24 protein-coding genes are annotated in these 24,965 nt (G+C 57.5%); 13 read left to right on the forward strand and 11 right to left on the reverse strand.

Annotated elements, in window-relative coordinates; translation table 11 throughout:
- The first annotated feature begins 13 nt into the window (after nt 1-13).
- Both F4V58_RS04550 and F4V58_RS04555 read left to right on the forward strand, forming a co-directional pair.
- Nucleotides 14-376: a helix-turn-helix domain-containing protein gene (locus F4V58_RS04550; RefSeq protein WP_075733739.1), complete on the forward strand. Its 363-nt coding sequence runs from the start codon at nt 14-16 to the stop codon at nt 374-376.
- 152 nt (nt 377-528) lie between these two features.
- Nucleotides 529-1,446, forward strand: a complete 918-nt coding sequence (locus tag F4V58_RS04555; RefSeq protein WP_075733741.1) for a PspA/IM30 family protein — start codon at nt 529-531, stop codon at nt 1,444-1,446.
- A 102-nt stretch (nt 1,447-1,548) separates the two neighbouring features.
- On the opposite strand, the gene F4V58_RS04560 is transcribed toward F4V58_RS04555, so the two are convergent.
- From F4V58_RS04560 to F4V58_RS04570, 3 genes are read right to left on the reverse strand one after another with little or no spacing between them, the layout of a single operon-like run.
- Nucleotides 1,549-2,172 carry an energy-coupling factor transporter transmembrane component T family protein gene (locus tag F4V58_RS04560; RefSeq protein ID WP_075733743.1) on the reverse strand — a complete coding sequence of 208 codons (624 nt, stop codon included), beginning with the start codon at nt 2,170-2,172 and terminating at the stop codon, nt 1,549-1,551.
- A gap of 14 nt (nt 2,173-2,186) precedes the next feature.
- A complete protein-coding gene (locus tag F4V58_RS04565) occupies nt 2,187-2,879 on the reverse strand; it encodes an energy-coupling factor ABC transporter ATP-binding protein (RefSeq protein ID WP_075733745.1) in 693 nt (230 codons plus the stop codon).
- Nucleotides 2,872-3,462: a biotin transporter BioY gene (locus tag F4V58_RS04570; protein WP_075733747.1), complete on the reverse strand. Its 591-nt coding sequence runs from the start codon at nt 3,460-3,462 to the stop codon at nt 2,872-2,874. The genes F4V58_RS04565 and F4V58_RS04570 overlap by 8 nt, the downstream gene beginning before the upstream one ends.
- Nucleotides 3,463-3,628: 166 nt before the next feature.
- On the opposite strand from F4V58_RS04570, the gene F4V58_RS04575 reads away from it, so the two are divergent.
- The 3 genes from F4V58_RS04575 to recX all read left to right on the forward strand — a co-directional run bounded on the left by F4V58_RS04575 (nt 3,629) and on the right by recX (nt 5,883).
- Nucleotides 3,629-3,880 carry a DUF3046 domain-containing protein gene (locus F4V58_RS04575; protein ID WP_075733749.1) on the forward strand — a complete coding sequence of 84 codons (252 nt, stop codon included), beginning with the start codon at nt 3,629-3,631 and terminating at the stop codon, nt 3,878-3,880.
- Between the two features lie 238 nt (nt 3,881-4,118).
- Nucleotides 4,119-5,261, forward strand: coding sequence for a recombinase RecA (recA, locus tag F4V58_RS04580; protein WP_075733751.1), 1,143 nt, complete (start codon nt 4,119-4,121; stop codon nt 5,259-5,261).
- 28 nt (nt 5,262-5,289) lie between these two features.
- Nucleotides 5,290-5,883: a recombination regulator RecX gene (gene recX, locus F4V58_RS04585; protein WP_075733753.1), complete on the forward strand. Its 594-nt coding sequence runs from the start codon at nt 5,290-5,292 to the stop codon at nt 5,881-5,883.
- 117 nt (nt 5,884-6,000) lie between these two features.
- On the opposite strand, the gene F4V58_RS04590 is transcribed toward recX, so the two are convergent.
- The 4 genes from F4V58_RS04590 to gluA form a co-directional block, all read right to left on the reverse strand.
- A complete protein-coding gene (locus tag F4V58_RS04590) occupies nt 6,001-6,939 on the reverse strand; it encodes an amino acid ABC transporter permease (RefSeq protein WP_075733755.1) in 939 nt (312 codons plus the stop codon).
- Complete coding sequence (locus tag F4V58_RS04595) at nt 6,939-7,625, reverse strand: amino acid ABC transporter permease (protein ID WP_075733757.1); 687 nt, start codon at nt 7,623-7,625, stop codon at nt 6,939-6,941. Before F4V58_RS04595 ends, F4V58_RS04590 begins: the two co-directional genes overlap by 1 nt.
- 75 nt (nt 7,626-7,700) lie before the next feature.
- Nucleotides 7,701-8,576 (reverse strand): glutamate ABC transporter substrate-binding protein, encoded by an 876-nt coding sequence (locus F4V58_RS04600; protein ID WP_211272774.1) that lies wholly within the window; start codon nt 8,574-8,576, stop codon nt 7,701-7,703.
- A gap of 59 nt (nt 8,577-8,635) precedes the next feature.
- A complete protein-coding gene (gene gluA, locus F4V58_RS04605; protein ID WP_075736513.1) occupies nt 8,636-9,361 on the reverse strand; it encodes a glutamate ABC transporter ATP-binding protein GluA in 726 nt (241 codons plus the stop codon).
- A gap of 394 nt (nt 9,362-9,755) precedes the next feature.
- Here gluA and miaB point away from each other — a divergent pair, with 394 nt between their 5' ends.
- A complete protein-coding gene (miaB, locus tag F4V58_RS04610) occupies nt 9,756-11,324 on the forward strand; it encodes a tRNA (N6-isopentenyl adenosine(37)-C2)-methylthiotransferase MiaB (RefSeq protein ID WP_075733759.1) in 1,569 nt (522 codons plus the stop codon).
- 25 nt (nt 11,325-11,349) lie between these two features.
- Nucleotides 11,350-11,976, forward strand: a complete 627-nt coding sequence (locus F4V58_RS04615; RefSeq protein ID WP_075733761.1) for an Rv2732c family membrane protein — start codon at nt 11,350-11,352, stop codon at nt 11,974-11,976.
- 34 nt (nt 11,977-12,010) lie between these two features.
- On the opposite strand, the gene F4V58_RS04620 is transcribed toward F4V58_RS04615, so the two are convergent.
- Complete coding sequence (locus tag F4V58_RS04620) at nt 12,011-13,183, reverse strand: GNAT family N-acetyltransferase (RefSeq protein WP_245803032.1); 1,173 nt, start codon at nt 13,181-13,183, stop codon at nt 12,011-12,013.
- Entirely contained in the window at nt 13,184-14,545 is a 1,362-nt protein-coding gene (locus F4V58_RS04625) for a DUF349 domain-containing protein (protein ID WP_075733763.1), read from the reverse strand. It abuts the gene before it with no gap.
- A gap of 227 nt (nt 14,546-14,772) precedes the next feature.
- Here F4V58_RS04625 and F4V58_RS04630 point away from each other — a divergent pair, with 227 nt between their 5' ends.
- From F4V58_RS04630 to dapF, 3 genes are read left to right on the forward strand one after another with little or no spacing between them, the layout of a single operon-like run.
- A complete protein-coding gene (locus F4V58_RS04630; RefSeq protein ID WP_075733765.1) occupies nt 14,773-15,378 on the forward strand; it encodes a hypothetical protein in 606 nt (201 codons plus the stop codon).
- A gap of 3 nt (nt 15,379-15,381) precedes the next feature.
- Entirely contained in the window at nt 15,382-16,290 is a 909-nt protein-coding gene (miaA, locus tag F4V58_RS04635) for a tRNA (adenosine(37)-N6)-dimethylallyltransferase MiaA (RefSeq protein WP_075733767.1), read from the forward strand.
- 17 nt (nt 16,291-16,307) lie between these two features.
- The gene (gene dapF / locus F4V58_RS04640) at nt 16,308-17,153 is read left to right on the forward strand and encodes a diaminopimelate epimerase (RefSeq protein ID WP_075733769.1); all 846 of its coding nucleotides are present in this window, start codon (nt 16,308-16,310) and stop codon (nt 17,151-17,153) included.
- Between the two features lie 60 nt (nt 17,154-17,213).
- Here the strand turns inward: dapF and F4V58_RS04645 are convergent, their stop codons facing one another.
- Nucleotides 17,214-17,756 carry a hypothetical protein gene (locus tag F4V58_RS04645; protein ID WP_075733771.1) on the reverse strand — a complete coding sequence of 181 codons (543 nt, stop codon included), beginning with the start codon at nt 17,754-17,756 and terminating at the stop codon, nt 17,214-17,216.
- A 115-nt stretch (nt 17,757-17,871) separates the two neighbouring features.
- Nucleotides 17,872-18,657, reverse strand: a complete 786-nt coding sequence (locus F4V58_RS04650) for a hypothetical protein (protein ID WP_075733773.1) — start codon at nt 18,655-18,657, stop codon at nt 17,872-17,874.
- 238 nt (nt 18,658-18,895) lie between these two features.
- On the opposite strand from F4V58_RS04650, the gene hflX reads away from it, so the two are divergent.
- The 3 genes from hflX (at nt 18,896) to F4V58_RS04665 (ending at nt 24,780) form a co-directional block, all read left to right on the forward strand.
- Nucleotides 18,896-20,566, forward strand: a complete 1,671-nt coding sequence (gene hflX / locus F4V58_RS04655) for a GTPase HflX (RefSeq protein WP_084559684.1) — start codon at nt 18,896-18,898, stop codon at nt 20,564-20,566.
- Nucleotides 20,567-20,692: 126 nt separating this feature from the next.
- Nucleotides 20,693-21,982, forward strand: a complete 1,290-nt coding sequence (locus tag F4V58_RS04660; protein WP_075733775.1) for a uracil-xanthine permease family protein — start codon at nt 20,693-20,695, stop codon at nt 21,980-21,982.
- 191 nt (nt 21,983-22,173) lie between these two features.
- Nucleotides 22,174-24,780, forward strand: coding sequence for an ABC transporter permease (locus tag F4V58_RS04665; RefSeq protein WP_075733777.1), 2,607 nt, complete (start codon nt 22,174-22,176; stop codon nt 24,778-24,780).
- Nucleotides 24,781-24,965: the final 185 nt, after the last annotated feature.

A 24,965-nucleotide genomic window follows, 5' to 3' on the forward strand; every position in this document is an offset into this window, starting at 1 on the left:
GTTAGACATAGTGATGAAAACAACTACTGCACTTCTTGAAAAGCCAATTTCCCAGATGTCATCTCCGGCTTCAAAGACGGCTACGCGGACGCCGGAGCCGTTGCTGCGGCAGGCCCTGGGGCTGACGCTGCGTGCGTTCCGTGCTGATAAGGGCGTTACGCTCCGTGAGCTCGCTTCCATCGCGCACGTGTCACCGGGGTACTTGTCAGAGCTAGAACGCGGGCGCAAGGAAGTCTCTTCTGAGATGCTGGCTGCGGTGTGTCACGGGCTGGGCACCACGGTTGCAGAGGTCCTCATTGAAGCCGCCGGTAATATGGTGATGCCCACCATGAATGAGGAACTGGCCGCCACCGCACCTGCTGCAGCGGAGGCATAGACGGCCTTCCCCTAAGTTGAGCCCCTAAATCCTTACATTGTGGAACACCGTGGATACGGGTTGGCTAACATGGGAGACACGTTAAAAGTGAGTCCTCGTAGCAGCGTAGACTCGTGAGAATAGTAAACCCTCTATAAGAAAGGCCCAAGATAGTGGCTAATCCGTTTGTTAAGGCATGGAAGTACCTCATGGCGTTGTTTGACTCAAAAATTGAGGAAAACGCTGACCCCAAGGTACAAATCGAGCAAGCTATCGAGGAAGCTCAGCGCCAGCACCAGGAACTTTCCCAGCAGGCGGCCGCCGTCATTGGAAACCAGCGCCAGCTGGAGATGCAGCTCAACCGCCGTTTGGGTGATATTGAGAAGCTACAGGCCAACACCCGGCAGGCTCTTGAGCTAGCGGATAAGGAGCGCCAGAATGGCAATGATTCCAAGGCAGTGGAGTACGAAAATGCCGCAGAAGCCTTCGCCGCTCAGCTAGTGACTGCGGAGCAATCCGTTGAAGACACTAAGAAGATGCATGACCAGGCGCTGCAGTCCGCTGCTAAGGCCCGTCAGGCTGTTGAGCGTAATGCCGCTTCTTTGCGCGAGAAGGTCAACGAGCGCTCCAAGCTGCTGTCCCAGCTGGAGCAAGCCAAGATGCAGGAAAAAGTTTCTGAGTCCTTGAGCTCCATGAGCGAACTTACCTCTTCATCTGGTCCCACCCTTGACTCCGTGCGTGAGAAGATTGAGCGCCGCTACTCCAACGCCCTGGGGCAGGCGGAGTTGGCAGAAAGTTCCGTTGACGCGCGTATGCATGAGGTGGAGCAGGCAGGCATTCAGATGGCAGGGCACTCCCGCCTAGAGCAGATTCGCGCGGAGATGAACTCCACCAAGGCCGTGGAAAGCGACAAGAAGGAGTCCATCGAGGCTCCTAGGGCTGACAACGCCGCCGGCGCGAAGTCGGTGCGTATGCAAAAGCCTGAGCCTGCAGCTCAGCCGCAGCCATCCGGTGAGAAGAAGCTGACCACCGAGGACGTGGATGACGCCGCAGTTCAGGCACGCTTGCGTGAGCTCCGTGGTGAGCAGTAGTAGCTTGTAGTAGCTTGTAGCAGCTTGTAATAACAGTAAACCCCGCTGGGTGTTACCGAAGAAATGTTTTCGGTTCTCACCCCAGCGGGGTTTAGTGCTGCTTTAGTCTCCCACGCCTCTGGCGGCTAGAGCTTCACCTATTGCTTGGGCGCGACGGATGGAGCGGATGATGACCGGGGTGCCAAAAGCCAGCGGGCTGGCCGTAGCACCGCGGGCTTGGCGGGCATCCAGGACTTCATAGACGGTTTCAAACATCAGTGGAATGAGCCGGATAGTCAAGGCCATGGCCAAACTGATGGTGTCTACGGGGACTCCAATCCTCTCCAGCGGGGAGAGGGCAGTGGTCACCGAGTCCATGATCTGTGCAACCGTAGAGGTTAATGTGAGCAAGAATGCTAAAAGTAGAGCGGAGAGCAAGACCAAGAATTTTTCCGCCGCAAAAACAAAGTCCTCGGACCACCACTGGAAACCTGCTAGTGGAAGTAAGAACAGTAATGGCGGCCACGTCTGGCTCCACGCAACCCGTACTGGGATTCGCGCGCAAACGTAGAGCACCCCGATTACTGCGATATAGGACAGCCCCCACCAGAGCGTGTTGAAGGAAATACTGGTCACTATAACAAAAAGCATCACCACGGCTATTTTCGCCGCCGGATTGACGCGGTGGATGAAGGAATTTCCGGGGATGTAGACCGACAGCGGGATGTTTTCCCTGCGTTTAGACATGGCGTTGTTATCTCCTACAGGGGGCGCGAAGCCATGAGCCGAACATAGAAATCAATGACTTCCGCTGGGGGTCCGTCCGCAGCAATGCGTGCTTTGTCAATGCAGATCACCCGGTCAAAATCTTGGAGGAAATCAAGATCGTGGGTTACCACTATTAACTGCTGCTCGAGCGCGGCGAACTCCCGCCGGATCCTATCCCGGTTGCGTAGATCTAGAAGTGTGGTTGGTTCGTCCGCAACGACAATCTTCGGATCAATTACCAGCACTGCTGCGAGCGCCAATAGCTGCTTCTGACCCCCGGATAGTGTGTGGGGTGATCTGTCCGCTAGGTCAGTTAGACCGAACCTGGCCAGAGCGGCGTCAACCCGGCGGTTGCGTTCTTGTTTGTCTAGCTTGAACCTACGCAGTGAAAAGGCCACGTCATCGCGGACGTTGGGCATGACAATTTGGTTCTCCGCGTCGGAGAACACGAACCCCACTTCTTTGCGGACCTGCTTGCCATTGCGGGCCACGTCCTGGCCATTGACCGTTACGGTCCCGGTGCTGGGTTCCCCGAGCCCGTTAATCAGGCGGGTGAGCGTGGACTTGCCACTGCCGTTTTCGCCGATAATGCCTATTCTTTGCTCTTGTAGCTCAAGGTTGATGTCTTTCAGCACGGCAACTCCGTTGAAATTAACGGAGACTCCAGTGAAAGAAATGTTAGGCATGGGCAACCTTGGCGGCATTGGTGCTGTTGCGGCGCCCCATGAGCTCAGGGAAGGCTGCGTGTACAGCTACTGCGATGGCAACGATTACGGCCATTTTGATGAGGTCGAAGCCAATGAAGGGTGCCTGCGCCAGCACTGCCGCCTGCAGATCCATGCCTGCGCGGAGGATGAGCCCAGCTATTCCCAATCCGTACTGGATGGCCAAACCTGCCAAAGCGGCTGCGGCCATGACACCGGTCATGGCGCCCTTGCTCCGCGGGGCGCGGTAAGCAATAGCTCCGGAGACAAAGGGTGCAAAGATATAGCCGATGATGTAGCCCACCGTGGGACCGGACAGGGCGGCCAACACCGTCCTTCCTCCGGCAAGGACAGGAAAGGCAAGACCCAGCAGGAGGAAAAGCAGTCCAACGTAGAGGCCACGGCGCCCGCCTAGGACTAGGCCGGCCAAGATCAATGCCGCGTTTTGTAGCACGATGGGTACCCCGGCCGCACCAGTGGGGATAGAAACAAAGGCAAGGACTATGACCAGGGCGGTGAATACGGCGATATACGCGAGATTGCTCGCAGTCGAATTTTTGTACATGGAACAAAACCTTAGCACTGCTAGATTGCCCCAGGAAGATTGCCTAATTGAACAGCGTCTAGCTGCGGGTTCTCGGGCTATCCGCACCCGTAGATGTAGCGTCGCGTTTCGGGCCGGTCGAGCGCGGAGCTTTAGCTGCGCGGGTGCCTAGCGGTAGGATTGGGGAATGCGACTAACGGAGTACCAGCGGCTGATTAGAGACGAATTTGGCACACAGAAGGCGGGGTGGGTTTCCCACTCCCATGTGGTGTCACGCCTAGGTGATACTCCCGATAATCTAATTGAACGCGGAGTTGATCCGGGGAAGGTCTGGGAGGGCTTGTGTGACGATTTTGAGGTTCCCCAGGTCCGTAGGTTGGGCAACGACGTACAGGATGGGCAAGCTCCCGTCGGGCGTGAGTACACACGCCGCACCTAATTCGAACATCTTTGCGCATTTTGTGTAGGATTGTCTACGTGAAAGTTTAAAGTAGGTTCGTGGAAAGAAGATGCAGCCGCAAGACTCTGGAAGGATAAATTCCGTGAGTCAGGGATCCTTTGGTAGGGAAACCGCGTCTAATCTTTTTCAAGAGCCCTCCCCGGATGGCTGGGTTAACAACCACGCAGCGAAGCACCACACTTACAAACCTCAACAATTTCTAAAAAGGTAGGACACCATGGCTGGGAAGACAAAGAAAACCACAAAACCATCCTCGCGCGGTAATGACCGCCAGAAGGCGCTTGATGCGGCAATGTCGCTCATTGAGAAAGACTTCGGTAAGGGCGCAGTCATGCGATTGGGTGATGACAACCGTCCACCCATTAAGGTAATTTCCTCCGGTAACACGGCAATAGATATCGCCCTGGGTATCGGCGGTTTTCCTCGTGGCCGCGTTGTGGAGATCTACGGACCAGAGTCTTCCGGTAAGACCACGGTGGCCCTCCACGCAATTGCCTCAGCGCAAAAAGCAGGCGGCATAGCGGCCTTCATTGACGCAGAGCATGCCCTTGACCCAGAGTATGCACGTCTGCTGGGTGTTGACACGGATAACCTCCTAGTGTCCCAGCCGGACACCGGTGAGCAGGCTTTGGAAATCGCAGACATGCTGGTTCGCTCCGGAGCTATTGACATCATTGTCATCGACTCGGTGGCGGCGCTAACCCCCAAAGCGGAAATCGAAGGAGAGATGGGGGATAGCCACGTCGGTTTGCAGGCACGTCTCATGTCCCAAGCCTTGCGCAAGATGACCGGCGCGCTGTACAACTCCGGCACAACTGCCATCTTTATTAACCAGTTGCGCGAAAAGATTGGCGTGATGTTTGGCTCACCGGAAACCACCACCGGTGGTAAGGCTCTTAAATTCTATGCTTCCGTGCGCTGCGACATTCGCCGTATTCAAACGCTCAAGGATGGCCAGGACGCTATTGGTAACCGCACCAAGTTGAAAGTGGTGAAAAATAAGGTTTCCCCACCGTTTAAGATTGCTGAATTTGACATCATGTACGGGGAAGGAATCTCCAGGGAATCCTCGATTATTGACCTTGGCGTAGAAAACGGCTTCATCAAGAAGTCCGGTTCGTGGTTCACCTATGAAGGGGACCAACTGGGGCAGGGTAAGGAAAAAGCCCGAAACTTCTTGAAGGACAACCCGGAGTTAGCTGATGAGATTGAAAAGAAGATCTTTGTAAAGCTAGGCGTTGGTGAGGCAGCGGCGGATGCCGCAGCAGAGGGCGTGGCTATGGACGTTCCGGGTGCTGATGACCCTTTGAGTGATGATTCGGTGGATTTGGTTCCAACCGTTGACTTCGACGATGACTAAGACGCCCTCACAAGATTGGATATAGTTTATGAACAAGCCCGCCCCTGAAAAGCTGGAAAAGTTGCGCAAAGCGCTAGAAAACTTTGAATCCGGTGATTCAGGCGGCGGGCTTTTTGATGAGCAACTGGAGACAGAAAAATCCAGCGTCCGCAGCCGCGCCTTGTTGCTCCTTGACCAGCGTGGCAGGTCCAGGCAAGAACTGCGTCACAGGTTGCTGCGGCTGGATTTTGCTCCGGAGATTGTTGATGAGGTTTTGGATGACTTGGAAAGGGTCCGGCTCATCGACGACTTCGCCTTTGCCCAGGAGTGGGTCAGGCAACGCCACGCAGCTAAAGGAAAGTCCGCTGCGGTCCTAGAGCAAGAACTTGTCCGCAAAGGGGTCGGGGAAGCGGCGCGTAACCAGGCGTTGGAACAGGTCACCGCCGAGTCTGAGGAGGAAATTGCGTGGAAACTGGCGCGCAAAAAGGCGCGGTCCATCAAAGAAATTCCGCAGGGGCGTCAGGAAAATGACAAGGTCCTCAGACGCGTGGTGGGTGTGCTAGCGCGAAGAGGTTTTTCGATGGGCGTGGCTTTGCCCGTTGCAAAAGAAGCCATCAGCGAGCGCTGCCAGGAGCTTTCTTAAGACTCCACAGTTGACGGAGCGGTATCCCAGTGGCGCGCCCCGGAAAGCGAAACCGGCCTGCACGCTTCCTTGGGGGAGCGTCCAGGCCGGGAATCCGCGAGTGTGGCTAGAGAAGTATTACTCTGCCGGGTTGCGGATCTGCTTGTACTGCGGGTTGTGCCAGTCAGCGTTGACTTGGTCTTTAGTTTCCAGACCCTGGTCTTCGTGGTGTGGGACCTTGGCCACAATGTTCTTGCGGGCGCGTCCGGCGCGAAGCTGGTGCTCAATTCGCTCGGCTAGCTTTGTCAAACCCCAGTTGATGATGATCATGATGAGGGCAACGACGATGAGCGAGGCAAAGAAGTTCTTGTTGTAGGACGCGGATTGAATACCGGAACGGACAACTTCCACGTAGCCAATCTGGTAACCCAGCGCGGAGTCTTTCAGTGCAATGACCATTTGCGATATCAACGCCGGAAGCATTGCCGCCGTAGCCTGGGGCAGCAAGATGCGGTACATAGTCTGCCGGTGTGACAGGCCAAGCGCTTTGGCTGCCTCAGTTTGGCCGTTTGGCAGAGACTTGATGCCGGCGCGGAGGATTTCCGCGATGACAGATCCGTTGTAGAGCGTCAGTGCGAATACCACTGCGCTAAAGCCCAACTGCCGGGAGGGGACAACGTTGTAGACGGCGAACATCTGGTAGGCGAAGATCATCAGTAGCAGCACCGGAATGGCGCGGAAGAACTCCACGACGACGCCACAGAAGGTTCGGATGATCTTGCTCTCGGACAGACGTCCAAGGCCAAAGAGGACGCCGAAGACCACAGCGAACAGGATGGAGGCGATTGCCGCCAGGATTGTGCCCTTTAGACCTGGCAGGAGGTACGTAGTCCACGTGTTGGAGTTGAGGAACGGCGTCCACAGTTTTGCCGCGAGCTGGCCCTCATTGTGAAGGGTCCATAAGATCCAGGCGATTGCTAGTGCAACGAAGACTGCGGTAGCGATGGTGATGATGGTGTTTAAACGGCGGCCTTTAGGGCCCGGTGCGTCGTAGAGGACGGTAGCGCGTACTCCCATTATTTCTTCACCGCCATTTTCTCAGAAAGTTTGCCAAGTCCTAGTCCCATAGGGAGGGTTAACGCCACGAAACCTGCTGCGAAGATCAAGAAAATGATGAAAAGCTGGCTGGCGTGCATTTCGATGGTTGATTTCATCACCAGGGACGCTTCCGCAACACCGATTGCGGAGGCAATAGTGGTGTTTTTGGTCAATGCAATCAAGGTATTACCCAAAGGTACGATCGCGGCTCGCAGTGCTTGGGGAAAGATGATCTTGCTAAAAGTTTGGCTGAAGCTAAGCCCCAAGGACCGTGCGGCCTCGGCTTGTCCGAAAGACACGGTATTAATGCCGGAGCGCAGGGACTCCGCTACAAATGCAGCGGTGTAGATGGTGAAGCCCACGATAGCCAGGCGGAAGTTGTTGTCCACAATGAAGGTGGGGGACTCCCGGTTAGCAAGGGTGAGACCCAGGTTTTGGTAGAGGCCAAAGGAACAAAACAAAATGATCAGGGTCAGGGGAGTGTTTCGCACGATGGTGATGTAGCTGGTTGAGATACGACGCAGCACGCTCACGGGGGAGACTCGCATGGCGGTCAGTATGGTGCCCAGGATCATCGCGCCAATGGCGGACCAGAAGGTCAGCTGAATGGTCAGCCAAAAGGCCGGCCACAGGGCTGGTCCTAGTTGGTTCCACATGGAGCTCATGATTTCTCCTTGAATGAGGGAAAGGGCAAGAGCAGCTCTTGCCCTTTCCAGTCGGGATGTGGGTGATGAAAAGGATTAGGAGTTCAGGAAGCTCAGGTCACCTGGGGTGCCTGGGTCGATTTCGTCGCCTGCGCCCAGGTTGGCGGAAACGATCTTGTCGAACTCGCCGGAGTCGAGCATCTCATTCAGGGCGGCGTTTACAGCGTCAGTGCCAGCCTGGTCGTCCTTCATCAGGCCAATACCGTAGTACTCATTGGTGAAGGGCTCACCGTCTTTGTCAAGCTTGACTACCTTGAACTCGCCTGGGGTCTGAGCGGCGTAGCCGTTGAGGATGGTTGCGTCAGTGGACAGGGCGTCAACGTTGCCCTGGGACAGAGCCTCAACACAGGATGAGTAGGTGTCGTATTCCTGCAGCTGCACGGTAGGCAGCGCTTCCTTGATCTTCTGTGCCGGGGTGGATCCGGTAACCGAGCAAAGAATCTTGCCGTCCAGGTCTTTAAGGCCCTTGATTTCGGTGTTGGATTCCTGGGTCAGCAGCGCTTGGTGAGTCAGCAGGTACGGGCCGCCAAAGTTTACGGACTCAGCACGGGAGGGGTTGATGGAGTAGGTAGCAGCAATGAGGTCTACCTCGCCGTTTTGGATTAGGGTCTCGCGCTGCGCGGAGGGGGTCTCGCGCCACTCAATTTCTGGCGCGTCCCAGCCGTTTTCTTCGGCGATGTGGTTGACAACGTAGGTGGCTACGTCCACGTCCAAGCCGGACATCGAGCCGTCGCCCTCGCGCAGGCCCAGGCCAGGCTGGTCGTACTTGGTACCCAGGGTAACGCTCCCGGATTCGATTGCTTCGAGCAAGCTCTGGCCTTCACCGGCGGAGTCGCCGCAGGCGGTGAGCAGGGTAGCGGCTAGGGCTACAGATGAGATGGATGCGATGGTGCGGAAGTTCTTGTTCAACATGGTAAAGCTCCTTGTTTCGGAAAATTGTATGAAAAAGAGGATGTGTAGCTAAGTGAAAATTAGTGCAGAATCTTGCCAAGGAAGTCCTTGGCGCGGTCGGTCTGCGGGTTGGTGAAGAATGACTCAGGATCGGTGTCTTCGACAATCTGACCATCTGCCATAAATAGAATGCGGTGCGCTGCCTTGCGCGCAAAGCCCATCTCGTGGGTTACCACGACCATGGTCATGCCTTCGCGGGCTAGGTCGGTCATGACGTCGAGGACTTCGTTGACCATCTCGGGGTCCAGCGCGGAGGTGGGCTCATCGAAGAGCATCACCTTTGGCTTCATGGCTAGGGCGCGGGCAATAGCCACGCGTTGCTGCTGTCCGCCAGAGAGCTGCGCGGGGTACTTATCCGCCTGGTTGGCAATGCCCACGCGTTCGAGTAGTTCCATGGCCAGCTTGTCCGCGTCAGACTTGGACATCTTACGCACCTTGGTGGGCCCCAAAGTTACGTTGTCTTTGATGGTCAGGTGCGGGAAGAGGTTGAAGCTTTGGAAGACCATGCCCACGTCGGCGCGCAGGCGGGCCAATTCCTTGCCTTCTTCCGGAAGTTTTTCACCGTCGATGTAAATGCTGCCATCATCGATGGTTTCCAGCCGGTTGATAGTGCGGCATAGCGTAGATTTGCCGGAACCCGAAGGGCCCAGAACTACCACCACGTCGCCTCGACCTATTTCCAGATCGATGTGAGTTAGAGCTTGAAAGTCATCGAAGAATTTGTTGACACCGTTGATGCGGATCATCGGTGGTTCTACCGCAATATCAGACATGTCACCTTTCCTTCTTAAATGTGAGTTGGGGCATAAGGGAATTTTAAGGTCTTTGGAGGTTAAAACAAATTTAATTGGGATAACAACTCGGTAACGGAGTAAGGCAACAGATCCCTCCGTGAAAGCCGCTTGAGAACCGCCGAGCTGCTCGTTTTTAACGTAATTATCGGCGTATATGCTGGTCGGTGCACCGCAGCCCGGAGGTGCTAGCTCCTTCCGTACGGGCGGGGACGATGTCCGTGGCTTCGTAAACGAATGTTCAATGTTTTACCCCCGCGGGGCAACGCGAGTCTTATCTTTATAGCCACCAAACGGCAATGCACCATGGGTTAGGAGATGAGCTGCAAGGAAACTACAATGGCGCAACGTGATTACTTCGAATTCCCACGTGAAAACCCCGGAATCTTCATCTTCTGCTGCGCCGCGCACTTATGAGGTCCGCACCTTCGGCTGTCAGATGAACGTCCATGATTCGGAGCGTATTTCTGGTCTCTTGGAAGAAGCCGGTTACACGGCTGCAGGTGAGGACGCGGAGCCAGATCTGGTAGTTTTCAACACCTGCGCCGTGCGGGATAACGCGGATAAGCGCCTGTACGGAACGCTGGGAGCCCTGCGGAAGACTAAACAGAACCGGCCTGGAATGCAGATTGCCGTCGGTGGTTGCCTGGCCCAGAAGGACAAGGACGCCGTGGTGTCCCAGGCGCCGTGGGTGGACGCGGTGTTTGGCACCCACAACATGTCGGCGTTGCCAGCTTTGTTGGAGAGGGCGCGCCATAACAACAAGGCCCAAGTGGAAATTGTGGACGCTTTGGAAGCGTTCCCGTCTGTTCTGCCGGCCAAACGGGAGTCAGCTTATGCCGGCTGGGTATCTGTTTCGGTGGGCTGCAACAACACCTGCACTTTCTGTATTGTTCCCTCCCTTCGCGGCAAGGAAGAAGACCGCCGTCCCGGGGATATTCTCAGTGAAGTACAGGCTTTGGTTGACCAAGGGGTACTTGAAGTTACCTTGCTGGGCCAAAACGTCAACTCTTATGGCGTCAACTTTGCGGATCCGGATCTCCCGCGCGACAGATTCGCCTTTTCTAAATTGCTGGCCCAGGTTAGCCAGATTGAGGGGCTAGAGCGCCTACGTTTTACCTCCCCGCATCCGGCGGAGTTTACCTCCGACGTCATTGATGTCATGGCCGAGAATCCCACTATCTGTCCGCAACTACATATGCCCCTGCAATCGGGGTCGGATGCAGTTCTCAAGGCCATGCGCCGTTCCTACCGCTCCCGCAAGTTCATGGCCATAGTCGATGAGGTCCGCGCAAAACTTCCCGATGCCGCCATCACCACCGACATCATCGTGGGTTTCCCGGGGGAGACCGAGGAGGATTTCCAGGCCACCATGGACATTGTTCGCAGGGCCCGGTTTAGCTCCGCGTACACCTTCCAGTATTCCCCGCGACCCGGAACCCCGGCTGCGGAGATGGATAACCAGGTGCCCAAGGCTGTAGTCCAGGACCGTTTCGAGCGTTTGGTGGCGCTTCAAGATGACATCCAGGCGGAAGAAAACGCCAAGTTGGTTGGCACCGAGGTGGAGCTTTTGGTGCAGGCCACGGGTGGCCGCAAGAATGATCAGACGCACCGCCTGACCGCCAGGGCTCGCGACGGGCGGTTGGTCCACTTCGCGCCCGTGGACGCGAAGGGCAAGGACCTCTCCGCTGACATTCGCCCCGGGGACGTGGTGACCACCACGGTAACGGGCTCAGGTTCCTTCTTCTTGGTCGCGGATTCCGGGGTCACCCAGCACCGGAAGACCCGCGCGGGTGACATGTCCGCTGCAGGTAAGACGCCAACAACCGCACCCATTGGTGTTGGGCTGGGCCTGCCCACCCTTGGCAAACCCGCCCCGGTTGCGCAACCTGCGGGTAAGGATTCCTGCGGTTGCTAAAAACAAGAGTAGGTTAAGAGGGGATATGAGTAGAGCAAAGGAAATCACGGAAGCGGTAGAAGCCGAACGCCAGGCGGCAAAGAACCTTGACCTTGGCGGTCAACTGCCGTTTTTCATCGTGGCCTTAGTGCTCTTTACGGCTTTCCTAGCTTTACCTTTCTCCGCTACTTCCCGGGGTTTTGAGGTATTCACCGGCGCGGCCAGTATTTCGCCGATGGAGGCGGTATTTTGCTTTGCTAGCGCCGCCGCCATGGTGATGACGGTGGTCACGCTTATGACCAAACGCACAAAGATCGGCTGGATTGCCTGGATGCTTTCGGGCTTTTCCTTCTTCGCGGCTATCTGGGCTTTCTGGGCCCTGGGCTTTAGTGGCGGGGCCGGCGTGGGTTTCTTCGTTGCAGTGTTGGCTGATCTTGTGGCGCTGGTGGGCTTTTCACTGGTAGCCATGCGTAAGTCACCGGAGCAACTGGCCGCGCAGGAGCGGGTGCGCCGGGTGTCCGGGCAGCTCGATGAGGTTGGGGACCTCCAGCAGAAGTCTCGGACGGGATACACGGCTGGTACTTCTGCTAATCGCGCGCCTAGCCCGATTGTTGATGACCGCAGGGCACAGGCCGCCGCCCGCTACAAGCGTCAGCAGTCCCGCGGGGAATAAGTTCCCGCTACTTTTGGACGCGCATTGGTCGCGTCTAGAGATCAAGCTCCCAAGCCTCAGAAGTGGATATAACCTCCGCACCTAAACGCTGGTTTATCCTCAGCATCGCAGGGTCATCACCGGCCACGGAGGTATAGGTGCGCGTAACACCCGGCCACAGCTTGGCGCAGGCGCGCAGTGCTGCGAGCTTGGCGGCCCACGCGAATCCCCGCATACGGCAGTCGCGGTGGGTGACGGTAAGAGTCCATTCGGCTACTTCGGGGTCCCCGTGATCCTGGCGCGAAAGCTCCGCCATGGCCACGATCTGGGACTTGCGAATAAGTGCCACAAGCAAGGTATGGGCCCTGCGGTCGCGTAGCCTGGCGTAGGCATCAGCCAAGCGCGCTGGCGTCCACACGATAGGCTCTACGGTCAAGGTGCCGTTGTGAGCGTCGGTGGAGGCCACCGTGAGCAAATCCAGAACCTGGCCAAGGTAGTCTGGGCAAATGTCATAATCGGGCCACACCCGCACCATGGTGTGCTTGTCTAACATGGGTACCGGTGGGTTATCTGGCACCGCAATTTTCATCTGCTGCTCGCTATGCTTAGGCACAAACCCCAACTGAGCGTAGCTTTGGGCCATGGGATCAAAGGAACAATCCTTGCCGCGCGGGAATAAAACCCCAACCTGGACCCGGCTGCGCCCGAGCTTTTTCACCAGCTCCAGCGCCTGCGCTGCCATCCAGTCGGTTAGGCGCCGGCCCTCAGCCGAAAGGTCTTCTCCCGGCATGGGTAAGTACTCAACGTCGAGGATGCATTCAACTTCGGCATTGCTGGTTTCTTCTAGAAGCGGCAAGGAGATGTGGATAAATCCCACAAAGTCCAGCTCCGGCATGGGGCCTACCGCAGGGATGAGGGGCAAACCCAGCTCAGATACTTCGCATAAGGGCGCGGCCCCGGCGGATACAGGAAAGAGGTAAGTCTGGGATTCGGTGGAACCCTTCAACCTGTTGAGCACGCGCTCCGGGGAGGTAGAGGCGGCGCTATCTCCGGTGGCTTCCTGGGCGGCTAAGTTGGCCATGAACACGAAGGTCAAGACCGCGTCGGAAGGCGTGGCGGAATCTCCTGCTCCTTGGGCTTGCGGGCTGCGCGCCTGGGCGGACCCGGACAAAGGTGTAGCCAGGTGGCGCCCTGGTGGGGGCGCGACCTGGCTGAGGTGAAACGTCATCTACTGATCATCTACAGCTGCGGCGGCGGTATCTGCCCACTGCTGCCACTGTGCAGCCTGTTCGTTAAGTTCAGCAGCCTTTTTGGCGTTGCCCTTGTTGGAGGCGGCTTCGGCCTGCGCCTTCAGGTCGTCCGCACGGGACTGGAATTGGGCAACGCGGGCTTGAACTTCAGGATCCGTCCGGCGCCACTGGGCGCTCTCCGCGTCAGAGACGCGCTTTTCCAGAGCCTGAATCTTGTCTTCGTATTCGCGAACGCGATCGCGGGGAACGAAGCCTACTTCTTCCCACTTCTCCTGGAGCTCACGAAGTTTGTTCTTGGCGGCGTCAATGGATTTTGCGGGATCAATCTGGGGGTCGTATTCAGCCAGGAGAGCGTCTTTGGCTTCCGCGTTGGCCGCAAATTCCTTGTCGCGTTCGTTGTTGATCGCGTTACGGGCGTCAAAGAAGTGGTCCTGCGCGGCGCGGAAGGCGGCCCACAGTTTGTCATCTACTTCGCGTGGGGCCCGGCCGGCGGCCTTCCACTCGGTCATTAGGTCGCGGAATGCGTGGGCGGTCTCACGCCACTCGGTGGAGTCCTTGAGGGCCTCGGCGCGCTCGACGAGTTCTTCCTTGAGCTTCTTGGCGGCGGCGCGGCCACGGTCGAGCTCGGCGAAGTGCGCGCCACGGCGCCGGTTGAAGGCATCGCGGGCGCGGGAGTAGCGCTTCCACAGGCCGTCATCGGTCTTGCGGTCAATGCCGCGGATTTGCTTCCACTCTTCGAGGATGTCGCGGATGCGGTCACCGGCGGTCTTCCAATCGGTAGAATTTTCTGCGATGTCCTCAGCCTCAGCTGCCAGCTTTTCCTTCGCGGCAATAGCTTCACCGCGGCGGCGGGCTTTTTCGGCCTGCGCTTGCTCGCCGGCTACTTCGGAATGCGCGATGATGTCATCCAAGCGCTTGTCCAGTGCATCAAGGTCACCTACCACGGTGGCGGTGGGAAGGGTTTCTTTCAGCTCGTGAGCGGTCTTTTTGATGCCCTCCGCCTCACCCGGGTGAGCCTTGAGTCGAGTCTCTAAAAGCTCGACCTCCGTGGCTAGATCGTCGTAGCGCTTGCCGTAGTGAGCCAGCCCCTCTTCGGGGGTCCCGGCTTTCCATTGGCCAACTTCGCGCTCCCCGTCCCGGGTTTTAACAAAGACGGTTCCATCTTCGGACACGCGACCAAACTTGGAGGGGTCAGATGCAGGGGGGAGCTGAACTGGAATTGGTGTATCTAGGCCTGGGGTTGCCCCAGACTTAGCTGAAGCGGCTGCTCCAGGTCGAGGTCCCGGCCGGGGGCCGGGCTTTGGCAGGTTGCCTGGGGTTGGAGTGGAAGAGGTCAAGATACTGCACCGTCCTTTTATTTCAGTACGTGCACCGTTAGCGGGCGAAGATAAAAACTACATTCTCACTTTACCTGGCCTGGCGCGCCTTTGTTGCGGTATGGGTCACTTTAACCAAATAAATCCCTTTAAGGCGAGGTCTAGCTCAACGCGGCCCCTTGTGGTCTGAGGGAATGCTTGCCCGCGCGATGGTTCTCCCGGCCGGATTACCCGGATACAATGGTTGGGATATGGCTTATTTACTCATTGTTCCCTCCTCGCCGGCCTTGGTCGAAGAGCTAGCGCCCGCAGACCCTGCTTCGCGGCGCTTAAGGCACGTGGCACGCCGGATGGGGCGGCAGTATTTGCCGCCGGAGCACCCGCCGAAGCTCGATATCGTTTGTTCGCAGGACAAAAAATGGCGCACTGGTATCGCCGGTTCTTTCCGGGCGTGGGGTGCGCCACATACCCAGGTAGGTTCAGGAAATTTCCTCGGGGAGTTGGTGGTCAGGTACATCTTCCCGGCCGTCCCGGTGGGAACAGTTGCCACTCGCCTGTGCGATGTCGAGCACGGGGCGGGTGCCGTAACAGCGGTTGCCATAGACGGCAGCGCGGGGCTAACGGCCCGAGCCCCGCTTGCCCTAGTTCCACACGCAGAGCGGGCCCACCAATGGTGTCTGTCCGTTCTAGCCGGTGCGCGCCCAGAGGTGCCTAGCGAATCCTGGTTACGCGAGGCTGGCATAATAGAGCCCAGTATGTGGATTGAACTGGCTAACATATCACCGCGTCACGCGGTAGTCTTGGCGGAAGATTCCAGCCTGGGCGTTGGACGCTTTGTAGCCCACTGGGAGGTGTAGGAGATGATGAGACCAATTGCTGTGGTAGGTCCTACCGCCTCGGGAAAATCCGCGCTAGGCCTAGAGCTTGCACATCAGCTAGATGGAGAGATCGTTAACGTAGATTCCATGCAGCTCTATCGTGGCATGGACATTGGTACCGCTAAGCTTTCCCCCGCTGAGCGGGAGGGCATCCCTCACCACCAGCTTGACGTCTGGGACGTGAATGAGCGGGCCTCGGTGGCTCGCTACCAGGAGGAAGCGGTGGCGGACGTGGAGGCCATCATGTCGCGCGGGAAAGTTCCCATTCTGGTGGGCGGTTCCATGCTCTACGTGCAATCCGTGGTAGATGACTGGCAATTTCCCCCCACCGATCCCAAGGTCCGGGCAAAGTATCAGGCGCGGCTAGATACAGTTGGGATAGACAAATTGCACGCTCAACTTGCGCAGCTCGATCCCCAGGCAGCGGCCGTTATTGAGGACAAAGACCCCCGGCGTACCGTGCGCGCGCTAGAGGTTATCGAGCTGACCGGAAAACCCTTCCAAGCAACCCAACCCCCCAAGAACCAGACTCCCCGGTGGGGCACCCTCATGCTGGGGCTTAGGACTACCGCGGACTGGCTCAACCCGCGTATTGAACAACGCGCGCACCTGATGTTTGACAGCGGCCTGGTCGAGGAAGTCGAACGGCTGAAAACGCAGGGGTTAGTCGAGGATTCAACGGCGGGCAGAGCCATCGGCTACGCCCAGGTATTCCAAGCTCAGCGGGGAGAGCTCACCTGGGAGCAGGCGGTGGAGCGTACCATCATCGGTACTCGCAGATACGTACGCCGCCAGCGGTCGTGGTTTAACCGAGATCCGCGCATTCATTGGATCGACGCCACCGCACACCCCACGGCGCAGGCCTTGGAAATCGTGCGCGAACATTACTGATAGATTTTGGAGGAATAATGGAGTTTGCCAAGGGGCATGGTACGGAAAACGGCTTTGTCATCATCGAAGATTTTAACGCCAGTAACATCTTGGAACCGCAGCGCGTAGCGGCTTTATGCGACAGGCGTGCCGGGATTGGCGGTGATGGCCTGTTGCGGGTTGTCCGGGCCGGGGCGTTGGTGGAAGCCGGGGAATTAGCGGAATTATCCGCCGGGATTGCAGCGGATGACTGGTTTATGGACTACCGCAACGCGGACGGCTCCGTCGCGGAGATGTGCGGTAATGGCACGCGGGTGTTTGCGCACTGGCTGCGCTCACGCGGACTCGTGGACTCTGACGAATTTGTCGTGGGGACCCGGGCCGGCGCTAAGCCGGTGAGGGTGAGTTCTTTTAATGAGACGGATGCTGAGGTCACCGTGGAGATGGGGCCGGTGGAGGTTACCGGCCTTTCTACCGCCGTGATGGGTGGGGTTAAATTCGCCGGTCTGGCAGTTGACGTTGGTAATCCTCATCTGGCTGCCGTGATTCCAGGGTTGACCCCAGAGGATCTGGGGGCTATGGAGTTCGCGGCTCCCCAGTTCGATGGAGAATTTTTCCCCCAGGGGGTCAATGTTGAAGTCTTGACACCGCTGGTTGACGGGGCCACCCACATGCGTGTTTTCGAACGCGGCGTGGGGGAGACAAGGTCGTGTGGGACAGGCACGGTGGCTACAGCGGTTGCTGCACTTGCCGATGCCGCCCAACACACAGGTACCGTCCAAGTCCGCGTCTCAGGGGGACAGGTTGAGGTAGAAATTCGCGAGGATGGAACTAGCCTTACCGGGCCGTCCAAGATCGTGGCAGTCGGGCAGACCAGCCTGTAGGACGTTCGGCCCTCCCAGGGGCACGATTGCTGGCCGCCGGACCCTTCCGTGCGAGGAACGCTAGGAAGGCCCCTTGGAGTTATAGTCGGTGCCTAGCGCCTTGGCCGCACGCCTGGCGCGCATCCAGCTCTCCCGCAGATCATCGGCGCGTTGATCCGTGACGTTGAGCAGTTTTTCCAATTGCGAAGGCGTCAGAGTGGGGTCCGCCAGCCGGGCGGGCAGCCTATTGAGGTACCTGGCCGCGGACGTGTACTGGTGGTGGAAATCCTCGATTTCGGGGTTTACCACGTCCAGATCTAGGAGGGCTGGGCGATGGAGCGTTCTGTCAGCTAGCGCCTCCGCCGAGGGGGAGGTTTCAAACCTTTCGAAATCCTCCATGACATCGCGGAGATCTTCAGCAGAAAGTTGAATTGAGGTTCGCAATGCCGCTTCTTCCGAGGCAGCCGGGCGTGCCGTGGCCATCAGCCACACCGCAGCAGCCAAGAAGATCGAGATGATAACACCCGGGACCTTGAGCAATAGCACCAAGGCCACGCAGGCAACGAAGGTTAGAACAACGGACAGCGTTAGCCGCACCTGGTGTGAAGATAGCCCGAAACCCATTGTTACCTCCTCTGGTCTTCTCTAAGTGCGTGTTGTCCTTGGGAACGAATGTGTAAAGAGCTTTGTGAAACGGCAGTTGCCAACTGTTTGTGCCACAGTAGCTTAAACTTGCTAACTAGTGGCCACCGCAGCCACAACCGCCGCTTCCGCAGCCACCCCCGGAACCACAACCGCCACTGGGTAGGGCCACGGCCGCTACCACGAGGGCCGAACCGGATAGTACCGCACCCGGCTCGGGTAGTTCACCACCTAGGGTGTCTGCGGCTAGGCACAGGTCGAAGGGTAGAATGCCGTCCATCACGGCGTGGATGAACTTCTCACCCGTGAGCTGGTTGTGACGCCAGTTGGCCTCCACCACGCGGGCGGCAAAGTTACCGGCGGCGGTAGGGGTTTCCGGGGAATTGTTGTCAACTATTTCCGCACCAGGGGAAGTGAAAAACTCCGGGAAACTGCCGTGGGACTGTTCGTAATCTTCAGCCGAGGGGTAGGAAGAAATGTCCAAACCCATAGCGCTGATATTGACTTCCTGCCACTGCTGCGTACCTTCTTCGGCTAGCAGCGGTCCTTGGGCCAGGTTGGCGGTGAGGTGAAGCTTGGACTTGCCAAAGGGATCGATTACGTCCACGAAAGCTAGGACGTCGTTGAGCATATCGATGTGGGCAAACGCTTTGGTCACACCGTCGAACCCGATGAAAGTGGCAAAAGGTTCTACTGCCAAGATGTTTAGTTGCGCACCGGATGGGTCGCTGAATTGGATGAGTTGGCCGCCGCGAACCTCACCGGTGACTGCCAACTGGTTGGTGGAGATGGCGGCTTCAACGGCGTCTTGCCACCGGTCGTATTTAAGTCCTAGAGCTTGCATTTCCGGATGTTGCGTGGCCGTGTTGTCAACGTTGCCCATGGGAATAATTCCTAGCTATCTAGTCGGAAGTTTACTTATACCTCCAACCCTATAGGCTAAGTGTAAATTCCCACAATCTGAAAGAACTTGTGAAACGAAGTTAAATCTCCGACCATCGGTGGGAAACTTGCCCCCGGGTTCCGCTCTTGCGCAGCGGTAATGTCTGTATAACGGTTTGTAAGCTGTGGGCGAAAATATTGGCGGTTTAGTGCCATCGCGTGGAACAATAGGTCAGTATATGACAGATAAGAATTCACAATCGCATGACGAATTGTTGGCTCACGCATTCCGTGACAGCCAGGCAGAGCCTTCCTCGAAAGAAGCTAACAGCAGTGACGGTGCTGCGGGCGGAGAAGGCCGAACTACACTAGATTCACTTAACCCCACCATAGGTGAGCTCGAACTTGCCGAGCGCAACGCCTTCCGCCGGGTGACCAGCTCAACCTCCATCCGCGCAGAGGACACCACCGATGGCTACGAGGTGGAGTACCGAAAGCTCCGCCTCGAGCAGGTCATCCTGGTCGGTATCTGGACCGAGGGGACCGCCGCCGAGCTTGAAGCTGACATGGCAGAGCTGGTGCAGCTTACTGAGACCGCCGGAGCGGAAGTCGTGGAGTCGCTCTACCAGAAGCGGGATAAACCAGACCCGGCCACCTACATCGGCCGCGGTAAGGTTAGTGAGCTCAAAGAAGCCGTGGCCTCCACAGGCGCTGACACCGTCATTTGTGACGGCGAACTCCAGCCCGGTCAATTAACCGCCCTGGAACGCGAGCTGGATACCAAGGTGATTGATAGGACCATGCTGATCCTGGATATCTTCGCGCAACACGCAAAATCCAAAGAAGGTAAAGCGCAGGTCTCACTGGCTCAGCTTGAGTACCTGTACACCCATACCCGTGGTTGGGGAGGAAGTCTCTCCCGTCAGGGCGGTGGCCGCGCTGGTTCCAACGGCGGCGTTGGTCTCCGTGGTCCCGGTGAGACCAAGATCGAGACGGACCGGAGGCGTATCCGCACTGAGATGGCACGGTTGCGCAAGGAACTGCGCGGGATGAAGACTGCCCGCGATATCAAGCGTTCGCGGCGCGACAACTCCGCTATCCCGCAGATTGCCATCGCCGGCTATACCAACGCTGGAAAGTCCTCGCTCATCAACGCGATGACGGGTGCCGGCGTGCTGGTAGAAAACGCACTCTTTGCCACCTTGGATCCCACTACCCGCCGCGCGGAGCTGGGCGACGGGCGCAGCGTAGTATTTTCCGACACCGTAGGCTTCGTGCGCCACCTGCCCACCCAGTTGGTGGAGGCCTTCAAGTCAACCTTAGAAGAGGTACTGGGAGCGGATCTGATGCTCCACGTAGTCGACGGTTCAGATCCTTTCCCGCTCAAACAAATCGACGCCGTGAACAAGGTCATTTATGACATTGTCAAAGAAACTGAGCAGCAGGCACCACCAGAGATAATCGTCATTAATAAAATTGATGAGGCGGATCCCCTCGTCCTGGCAGAGATCCGACACGTATTGGACCGCGATAATGTGGTGTACGTTTCCGCTAAGACCGGTGAGGGAATTGACGAGCTCACCGCCCGGATCGAGCTTTTCCTTAATTCCCGCGACAGACACGTTGAACTACTGGTGCCTTTTGACAGAGGTGAGGTAGTCTCGCGGGTACACCGCCTAGGGACTGTGAGGTCGGAGGAATATGTGGGCGAAGGCACCAAGCTCGACGTTCGGTTGCCCGAGTCGCTAGTGGCGGAGCTGGAGCAATTTATCGTCACAGACCTCGCTAACGAACCAGAAGAGCAGTTGGTCCAAGAATTGCCACCGGAATTACAGCACGAGACCGCGCCGGAACCAACTCAAGAGTTCCCACCTGCACCGCAGGCCGGCGAAAATCGTTACAACGCGTAGGTAAATGGAGCCCCTTGTCCTCCCCAGCTGCACCGGCTCCGGCACTTGCGCCGAGCCGGTGCAGCTTTGCGGGCGGCTTTGTTCTTCATTTCCCAAACGTCGGTTGGTCAGTGATAATGAAACCTTGTGAGTAAAATAATTGGATGGACCGTCCACGGCGACGGCCGAAAAATCGCCCCTGGGGCGGTAGTAGCGCCTGAAGAACGGCTGAGTTGGCCGCGCACGGTGGGCATCGGCATGCAACACGTGGTGGCTATGTTCGGTGCCACTTTGCTGGTGCCAACCCTGACCGGTTTTCCGGTAAATACGACGCTGTTATTCTCGGGTCTGGGAACCATCATATTCCTACTGATAACCCGCAATAGGCTGCCTTCTTACCTGGGCTCATCTTTCGCCTTCATCGCACCACTAATGGCCTCGCAAAATCAGGGATTTGGCGCTCAAACCGGATCTATCCTGGTCACCGGCCTAGCATTGGTGCTGATTGGATTCATAGTCAAGGCCGCCGGCCGCAAAGTTATTGACGCGGTGATGCCACCCACAGTTACCGGTGCCATCGTGGCACTCATCGGCTTGAACCTAGCACCCGCCGCGACCACCAACTTTCAATCTCAGCCCCTAATAGCGACGGTAACTATGGTGACTATTGTCCTGGCTACTATCGCCGGGCGCGGAATGATTGCCCGGTTAGGAATCCTGATCGGCGTAGTTGTGGGCTGGGTCTTTGCCGCCATAACCGGGAACCTAGGGGAAGGCGCGGCGCAGGCAATCGACGAAGCTGACTGGCTAGGATTACCGGAGTTTAATACCCCCGAGTTTAATCTCTCCGCCATAGCCGTAGCACTACCCGTTCTAGTGGTACTTATCGCCGAGAACGTGGGCCACGTCAAGGCAGTTTCCGAGATGACCAAGCGGGACTTGGATGACCTAGCCGGTGACGCCCTGGTAGCTGACGGAATTGCCACGGCGCTGGCTGGCGGGTTTGGCGGTTCAGGGACTACCACCTACGCCGAGAACATTGGCGTGATGGCCGCCACCCGGGTGTACTCGACCGCAGCGTACTGGGTTGCCGCCGGTTTTGCGATTGCGCTAGCCTTTGTTCCCAAATTTGGTGCACTGATTTTCACTATCCCCACAGGCGTCCTAGGCGGGGCAACCATGGTGCTGTACGGATTAATCGGAATGTTAGGTATCCGGATCTGGCTCGATAACAAGGTCAATTTCAATAATCCTGTCAACCTCACCTGCGCCGCCGTGGCTCTGGTGGCCGGTATCGGCAATCTGACGTTAACCCTGGGGAGTGTAGCTTTAGAGGGGATCGCCTGGGGCTCAGTAGGCGTCATCGTTGCCTATCCGGCGGCTACCTGGCTCTACGGACACCTGGGAGAGGGCGCCGGTACACATCGGGCCTCCTAGATTTCGAGACTCCTCCCTATCCGGGTGGCCTGTTAGAATTGAATTAGCTAGCCCTATACCGCGCATCTTCGAAAGCTGAGCGCGTCCGGTAAGTCAAAAGTGCACAACACCACCCCCGGAGGCCCCACATGGGTAGACACAGCGCGGTAGCTCAGCGGAGTGCCGCGCCGTGGCGGAAAAGCGCACAAACCTTGCACCGACTTAGCTGGCGCACAGTACTGGCCAACAAGCTGCGCCTTTCACTTACCGTCCTAGCAGTGTTACTAGGTACCTCCTTCGTGGCAGGGTCCATGATGTTTACCAACTCCTTGGGGAAAATCTTTGACTCCGCAGTCGAAGATGTATTCGTTGGCGTTGACGTGGTCATGCACTCCAACCGGATTGCCGGCGCTAGCGCCGACTTGTTCAGCCCCGGTGCTGGTACCTCCGGAGTGGGTGGAGTGGATGCGACGATTGTCCAAACCTTGCGCGCAGATCCCCATGTTTCCGGGGTTGCGGTGCAGGGGGCTACCGCAATTGTGGTAGCCGATGATGAGCGCAAACCTTTCCAGACCGGAGCCAATATATCTTCCATCGCGCCGTGGTATGACGCGGAGCAGGCGGTGGGGCCCGGAAACGTCATTGTTGAGGGCGCAGCCCCTACCGGAAACGGGGTGGTGGTCAACCGCAAAGCGGCAGAAATCTACGAAGTGGCGGTAGGCGACACCCTAGTTGCGGTAGATCCAAGTTCCCAGCAGGAGTACGTGGTACAGGGCATCTACCAGCCCGGGGCCAGCGCAGCAGACTTGAGTCAAGGCGTGTTACTACTGCAAGCAGAAGGCACATACATTGATACCTACGCCACCGGTGGGTACATCCCCGCAGTACTAATTGGAGGAAGTGACTTAAAGCAACAGCGCCTCACTGCCTACCTGGTTCATACCTACCCCCAGTTTGGATATAGCTCGGCGCAGAAGCTGGCTGAGAGCTTTAATGAAAACTTCTCCCAGGCGCTGAGCTTTGTCAATTACTTCCTCGTAGCTTTCGCCCTCATCGCCTTGCTGGTGGGGTCATTTATCATCGCCAACACTTTTGCCATGATTGTGGCGCAACGCCGGGAAGAATTCGGCTTGCTACGGGCTGTGGGCTGCTCGCGCACTCAGTTGACGGTCTCCGTGATGATCGAGTCAATATTGGTGGCAGTGGTGGGCTCAGCGCTGGGAATCCTAGGCGGGATGGCCTTGGTGCACATTATTCAAGGTGCCTTGGGGGCGTTGGGCATGCCCATTGCAGTAGGAACCATTGGGCTCAACACTAAGTCCGTAGCTTTCCCGCTTTTCCTGGGCATAGTAGTGACAGTTATTAGCGCTTGGGCTCCGGCGCGACGGGCGGGTGCCGTAAAACCAGTGGAGGCCATGCGTACCACGGAAAGTAGCACCCAACCCTCCTTAAAATTGCGCACCCTGGTTGGAGTAGCGTTCATTGCCGTGGGTAGTGTGGCCGCGCTGTGGGCAGCGTTGGTCTCCCCGGAGGACCTGACCACCAAGCCCCGCGCCATCGGAGTCGGGATAGCTGCCTTCGCCATAATAGGGGGAGTGTTCATGGCCTCGCCGGGATTTTCGATTCCGGTAATAGGATTTTTGGGTAAGTTCGTGGCCAGGCCCTTTGGGCCCATGGGGCGGCTAGCTGCTACCAATTCCCGCCGCAACCCCAAGCGTACTGCCACCACCGCCTTCGCGCTGACGCTGGGCATGGCGCTGGTCACCGCGATAGGCATGCTGAGTGCCTCCATGCGCGATAGCATTGAGGACCTGGTGGAGTCAGAAATCGTGGCGGATTTTATTTTGCAAGGCCCTTCCACCAACGGCTTCCCCATCCCCACCAACGCCTTGACTGATGTGCGCGAGGACCCTCTGGTGGATGTTGCGGTAGCGTTTTCCTTCGCTAAAGTCTCGCTTAGCCCAGAGTTGGAAGGGCTGGACTCCCTGCGAGGGTTTCCGGTCACTTTCAGCGCGGACAGGGACGTATCCCGGGTGCTCAAAATACAAGACCCACGCGGCGACTTCAATCTAGGCCAGCCCAATACGTTCATTGCTCGCAATTCCTACGCGGAAAAAATGGGCTGGAAAATTGGCGACACCATTCCGGTCTATGACCTAGACGGCGCAGAGATTAATACAGCAAAGCTCATTGGTACGCACGGAGAAAACCGGATTCTGAAAGATTTCACCCTCTCTACCGCTACCATCGTGGGAACCCCGGCCTATGAAAATGACAACCTGTTCCGGATTGTGGTGGTGGGCAACCAAGAGGTCGCCCAGGAGGAACTCCGTGAGAGTCTGGAGCAGGCAGTGGAAAAATACCTTGTGGTTAGGGTACAAAACTCCAGTGAATACGCCGGCAGTGTAGCTAGCTTGATTAATCAGATGCTCTACATCCTCTACGCACTACTGGCGCTGAGTGTTATCGTGGCCGTGCTGGGGATCGTCAACACCCTAGCGCTCAACGTTATTGAACGGCGACAAGAAATTGGCATGCTCCGGGTGGTTGGAACTAAGCGCAACCAGATCCGTCTGTTGATCATTATTGAGAGCGTGCAGATTGCTCTCTACGGTGCCATCATAGGGGTGATCGTGGGGCTAGGCCTGGGTTGGGCCTTCCTCAAGGTGTTGGGCTCCCAAGGCCTGGACGTCATCTCCGTGCCCTACCTGGTGATAGCCCTCATCATGGTGGGATCTGGATTCGTGGGAGTCCTAGCAGCGCTGTGGCCAGCGCAGAAAGCCAGCAGGACGCCGCCCTTGGACGCAATTTCCAGCTAGGAGCTTGTGCCGCGCACGGGAAGATACGGGCGCGCAGGGCAGGGAGGGTGGTTCCCGCGGCCCCGTGCGGCCTAGGGGGGGGCTCAGATAGCACCTGGGAGCCCCTGGTGCGTTACCGGGCATTCACCCCGGAACAAGCAACGGGGGGCAAGAAAATCCCCGTACACCCCACCTTTTTCAAGGTA

The sequence above is a fragment of the Corynebacterium phocae genome, assembly GCF_008693075.1.
Classification (GTDB): domain Bacteria; phylum Actinomycetota; class Actinomycetes; order Mycobacteriales; family Mycobacteriaceae; genus Corynebacterium; species Corynebacterium phocae.

What these genes read in the sequence shown, in the direction of transcription:
- F4V58_RS04550 (WP_075733739.1), top strand. Translation starts at nt 14, where the DNA reads ATGAAAACAACTACTGCACTTCTTGAAAAGCCAATTTCCCAGATGTCA.
- F4V58_RS04560 (WP_075733743.1), bottom strand. Translation starts at nt 2,172, where the DNA reads ATGTCTAAACGCAGGGAAAACATCCCGCTGTCGGTCTACATCCCCGGA.
- F4V58_RS04565 (WP_075733745.1), bottom strand. Translation starts at nt 2,879, where the DNA reads ATGCCTAACATTTCTTTCACTGGAGTCTCCGTTAATTTCAACGGAGTT.
- F4V58_RS04570 (WP_075733747.1), bottom strand. Translation starts at nt 3,462, where the DNA reads ATGTACAAAAATTCGACTGCGAGCAATCTCGCGTATATCGCCGTATTC.
- F4V58_RS04575 (WP_075733749.1), top strand. Translation starts at nt 3,629, where the DNA reads ATGCGACTAACGGAGTACCAGCGGCTGATTAGAGACGAATTTGGCACA.
- recA (WP_075733751.1), top strand. Translation starts at nt 4,119, where the DNA reads ATGGCTGGGAAGACAAAGAAAACCACAAAACCATCCTCGCGCGGTAAT.
- recX (WP_075733753.1), top strand. Translation starts at nt 5,290, where the DNA reads ATGAACAAGCCCGCCCCTGAAAAGCTGGAAAAGTTGCGCAAAGCGCTA.
- F4V58_RS04590 (WP_075733755.1), bottom strand. Translation starts at nt 6,939, where the DNA reads ATGGGAGTACGCGCTACCGTCCTCTACGACGCACCGGGCCCTAAAGGC.
- F4V58_RS04595 (WP_075733757.1), bottom strand. Translation starts at nt 7,625, where the DNA reads ATGAGCTCCATGTGGAACCAACTAGGACCAGCCCTGTGGCCGGCCTTT.
- F4V58_RS04600 (WP_211272774.1), bottom strand. Translation starts at nt 8,576, where the DNA reads ATGTTGAACAAGAACTTCCGCACCATCGCATCCATCTCATCTGTAGCC.
- gluA (WP_075736513.1), bottom strand. Translation starts at nt 9,361, where the DNA reads ATGATCCGCATCAACGGTGTCAACAAATTCTTCGATGACTTTCAAGCT.
- F4V58_RS04615 (WP_075733761.1), top strand. Translation starts at nt 11,350, where the DNA reads ATGAGTAGAGCAAAGGAAATCACGGAAGCGGTAGAAGCCGAACGCCAG.
- F4V58_RS04620 (WP_245803032.1), bottom strand. Translation starts at nt 13,183, where the DNA reads ATGACGTTTCACCTCAGCCAGGTCGCGCCCCCACCAGGGCGCCACCTG.
- F4V58_RS04630 (WP_075733765.1), top strand. Translation starts at nt 14,773, where the DNA reads ATGGCTTATTTACTCATTGTTCCCTCCTCGCCGGCCTTGGTCGAAGAG.
- miaA (WP_075733767.1), top strand. Translation starts at nt 15,382, where the DNA reads ATGATGAGACCAATTGCTGTGGTAGGTCCTACCGCCTCGGGAAAATCC.
- dapF (WP_075733769.1), top strand. Translation starts at nt 16,308, where the DNA reads ATGGAGTTTGCCAAGGGGCATGGTACGGAAAACGGCTTTGTCATCATC.
- F4V58_RS04645 (WP_075733771.1), bottom strand. Translation starts at nt 17,756, where the DNA reads ATGGGTTTCGGGCTATCTTCACACCAGGTGCGGCTAACGCTGTCCGTT.
- F4V58_RS04650 (WP_075733773.1), bottom strand. Translation starts at nt 18,657, where the DNA reads ATGGGCAACGTTGACAACACGGCCACGCAACATCCGGAAATGCAAGCT.
- hflX (WP_084559684.1), top strand. Translation starts at nt 18,896, where the DNA reads ATGACAGATAAGAATTCACAATCGCATGACGAATTGTTGGCTCACGCA.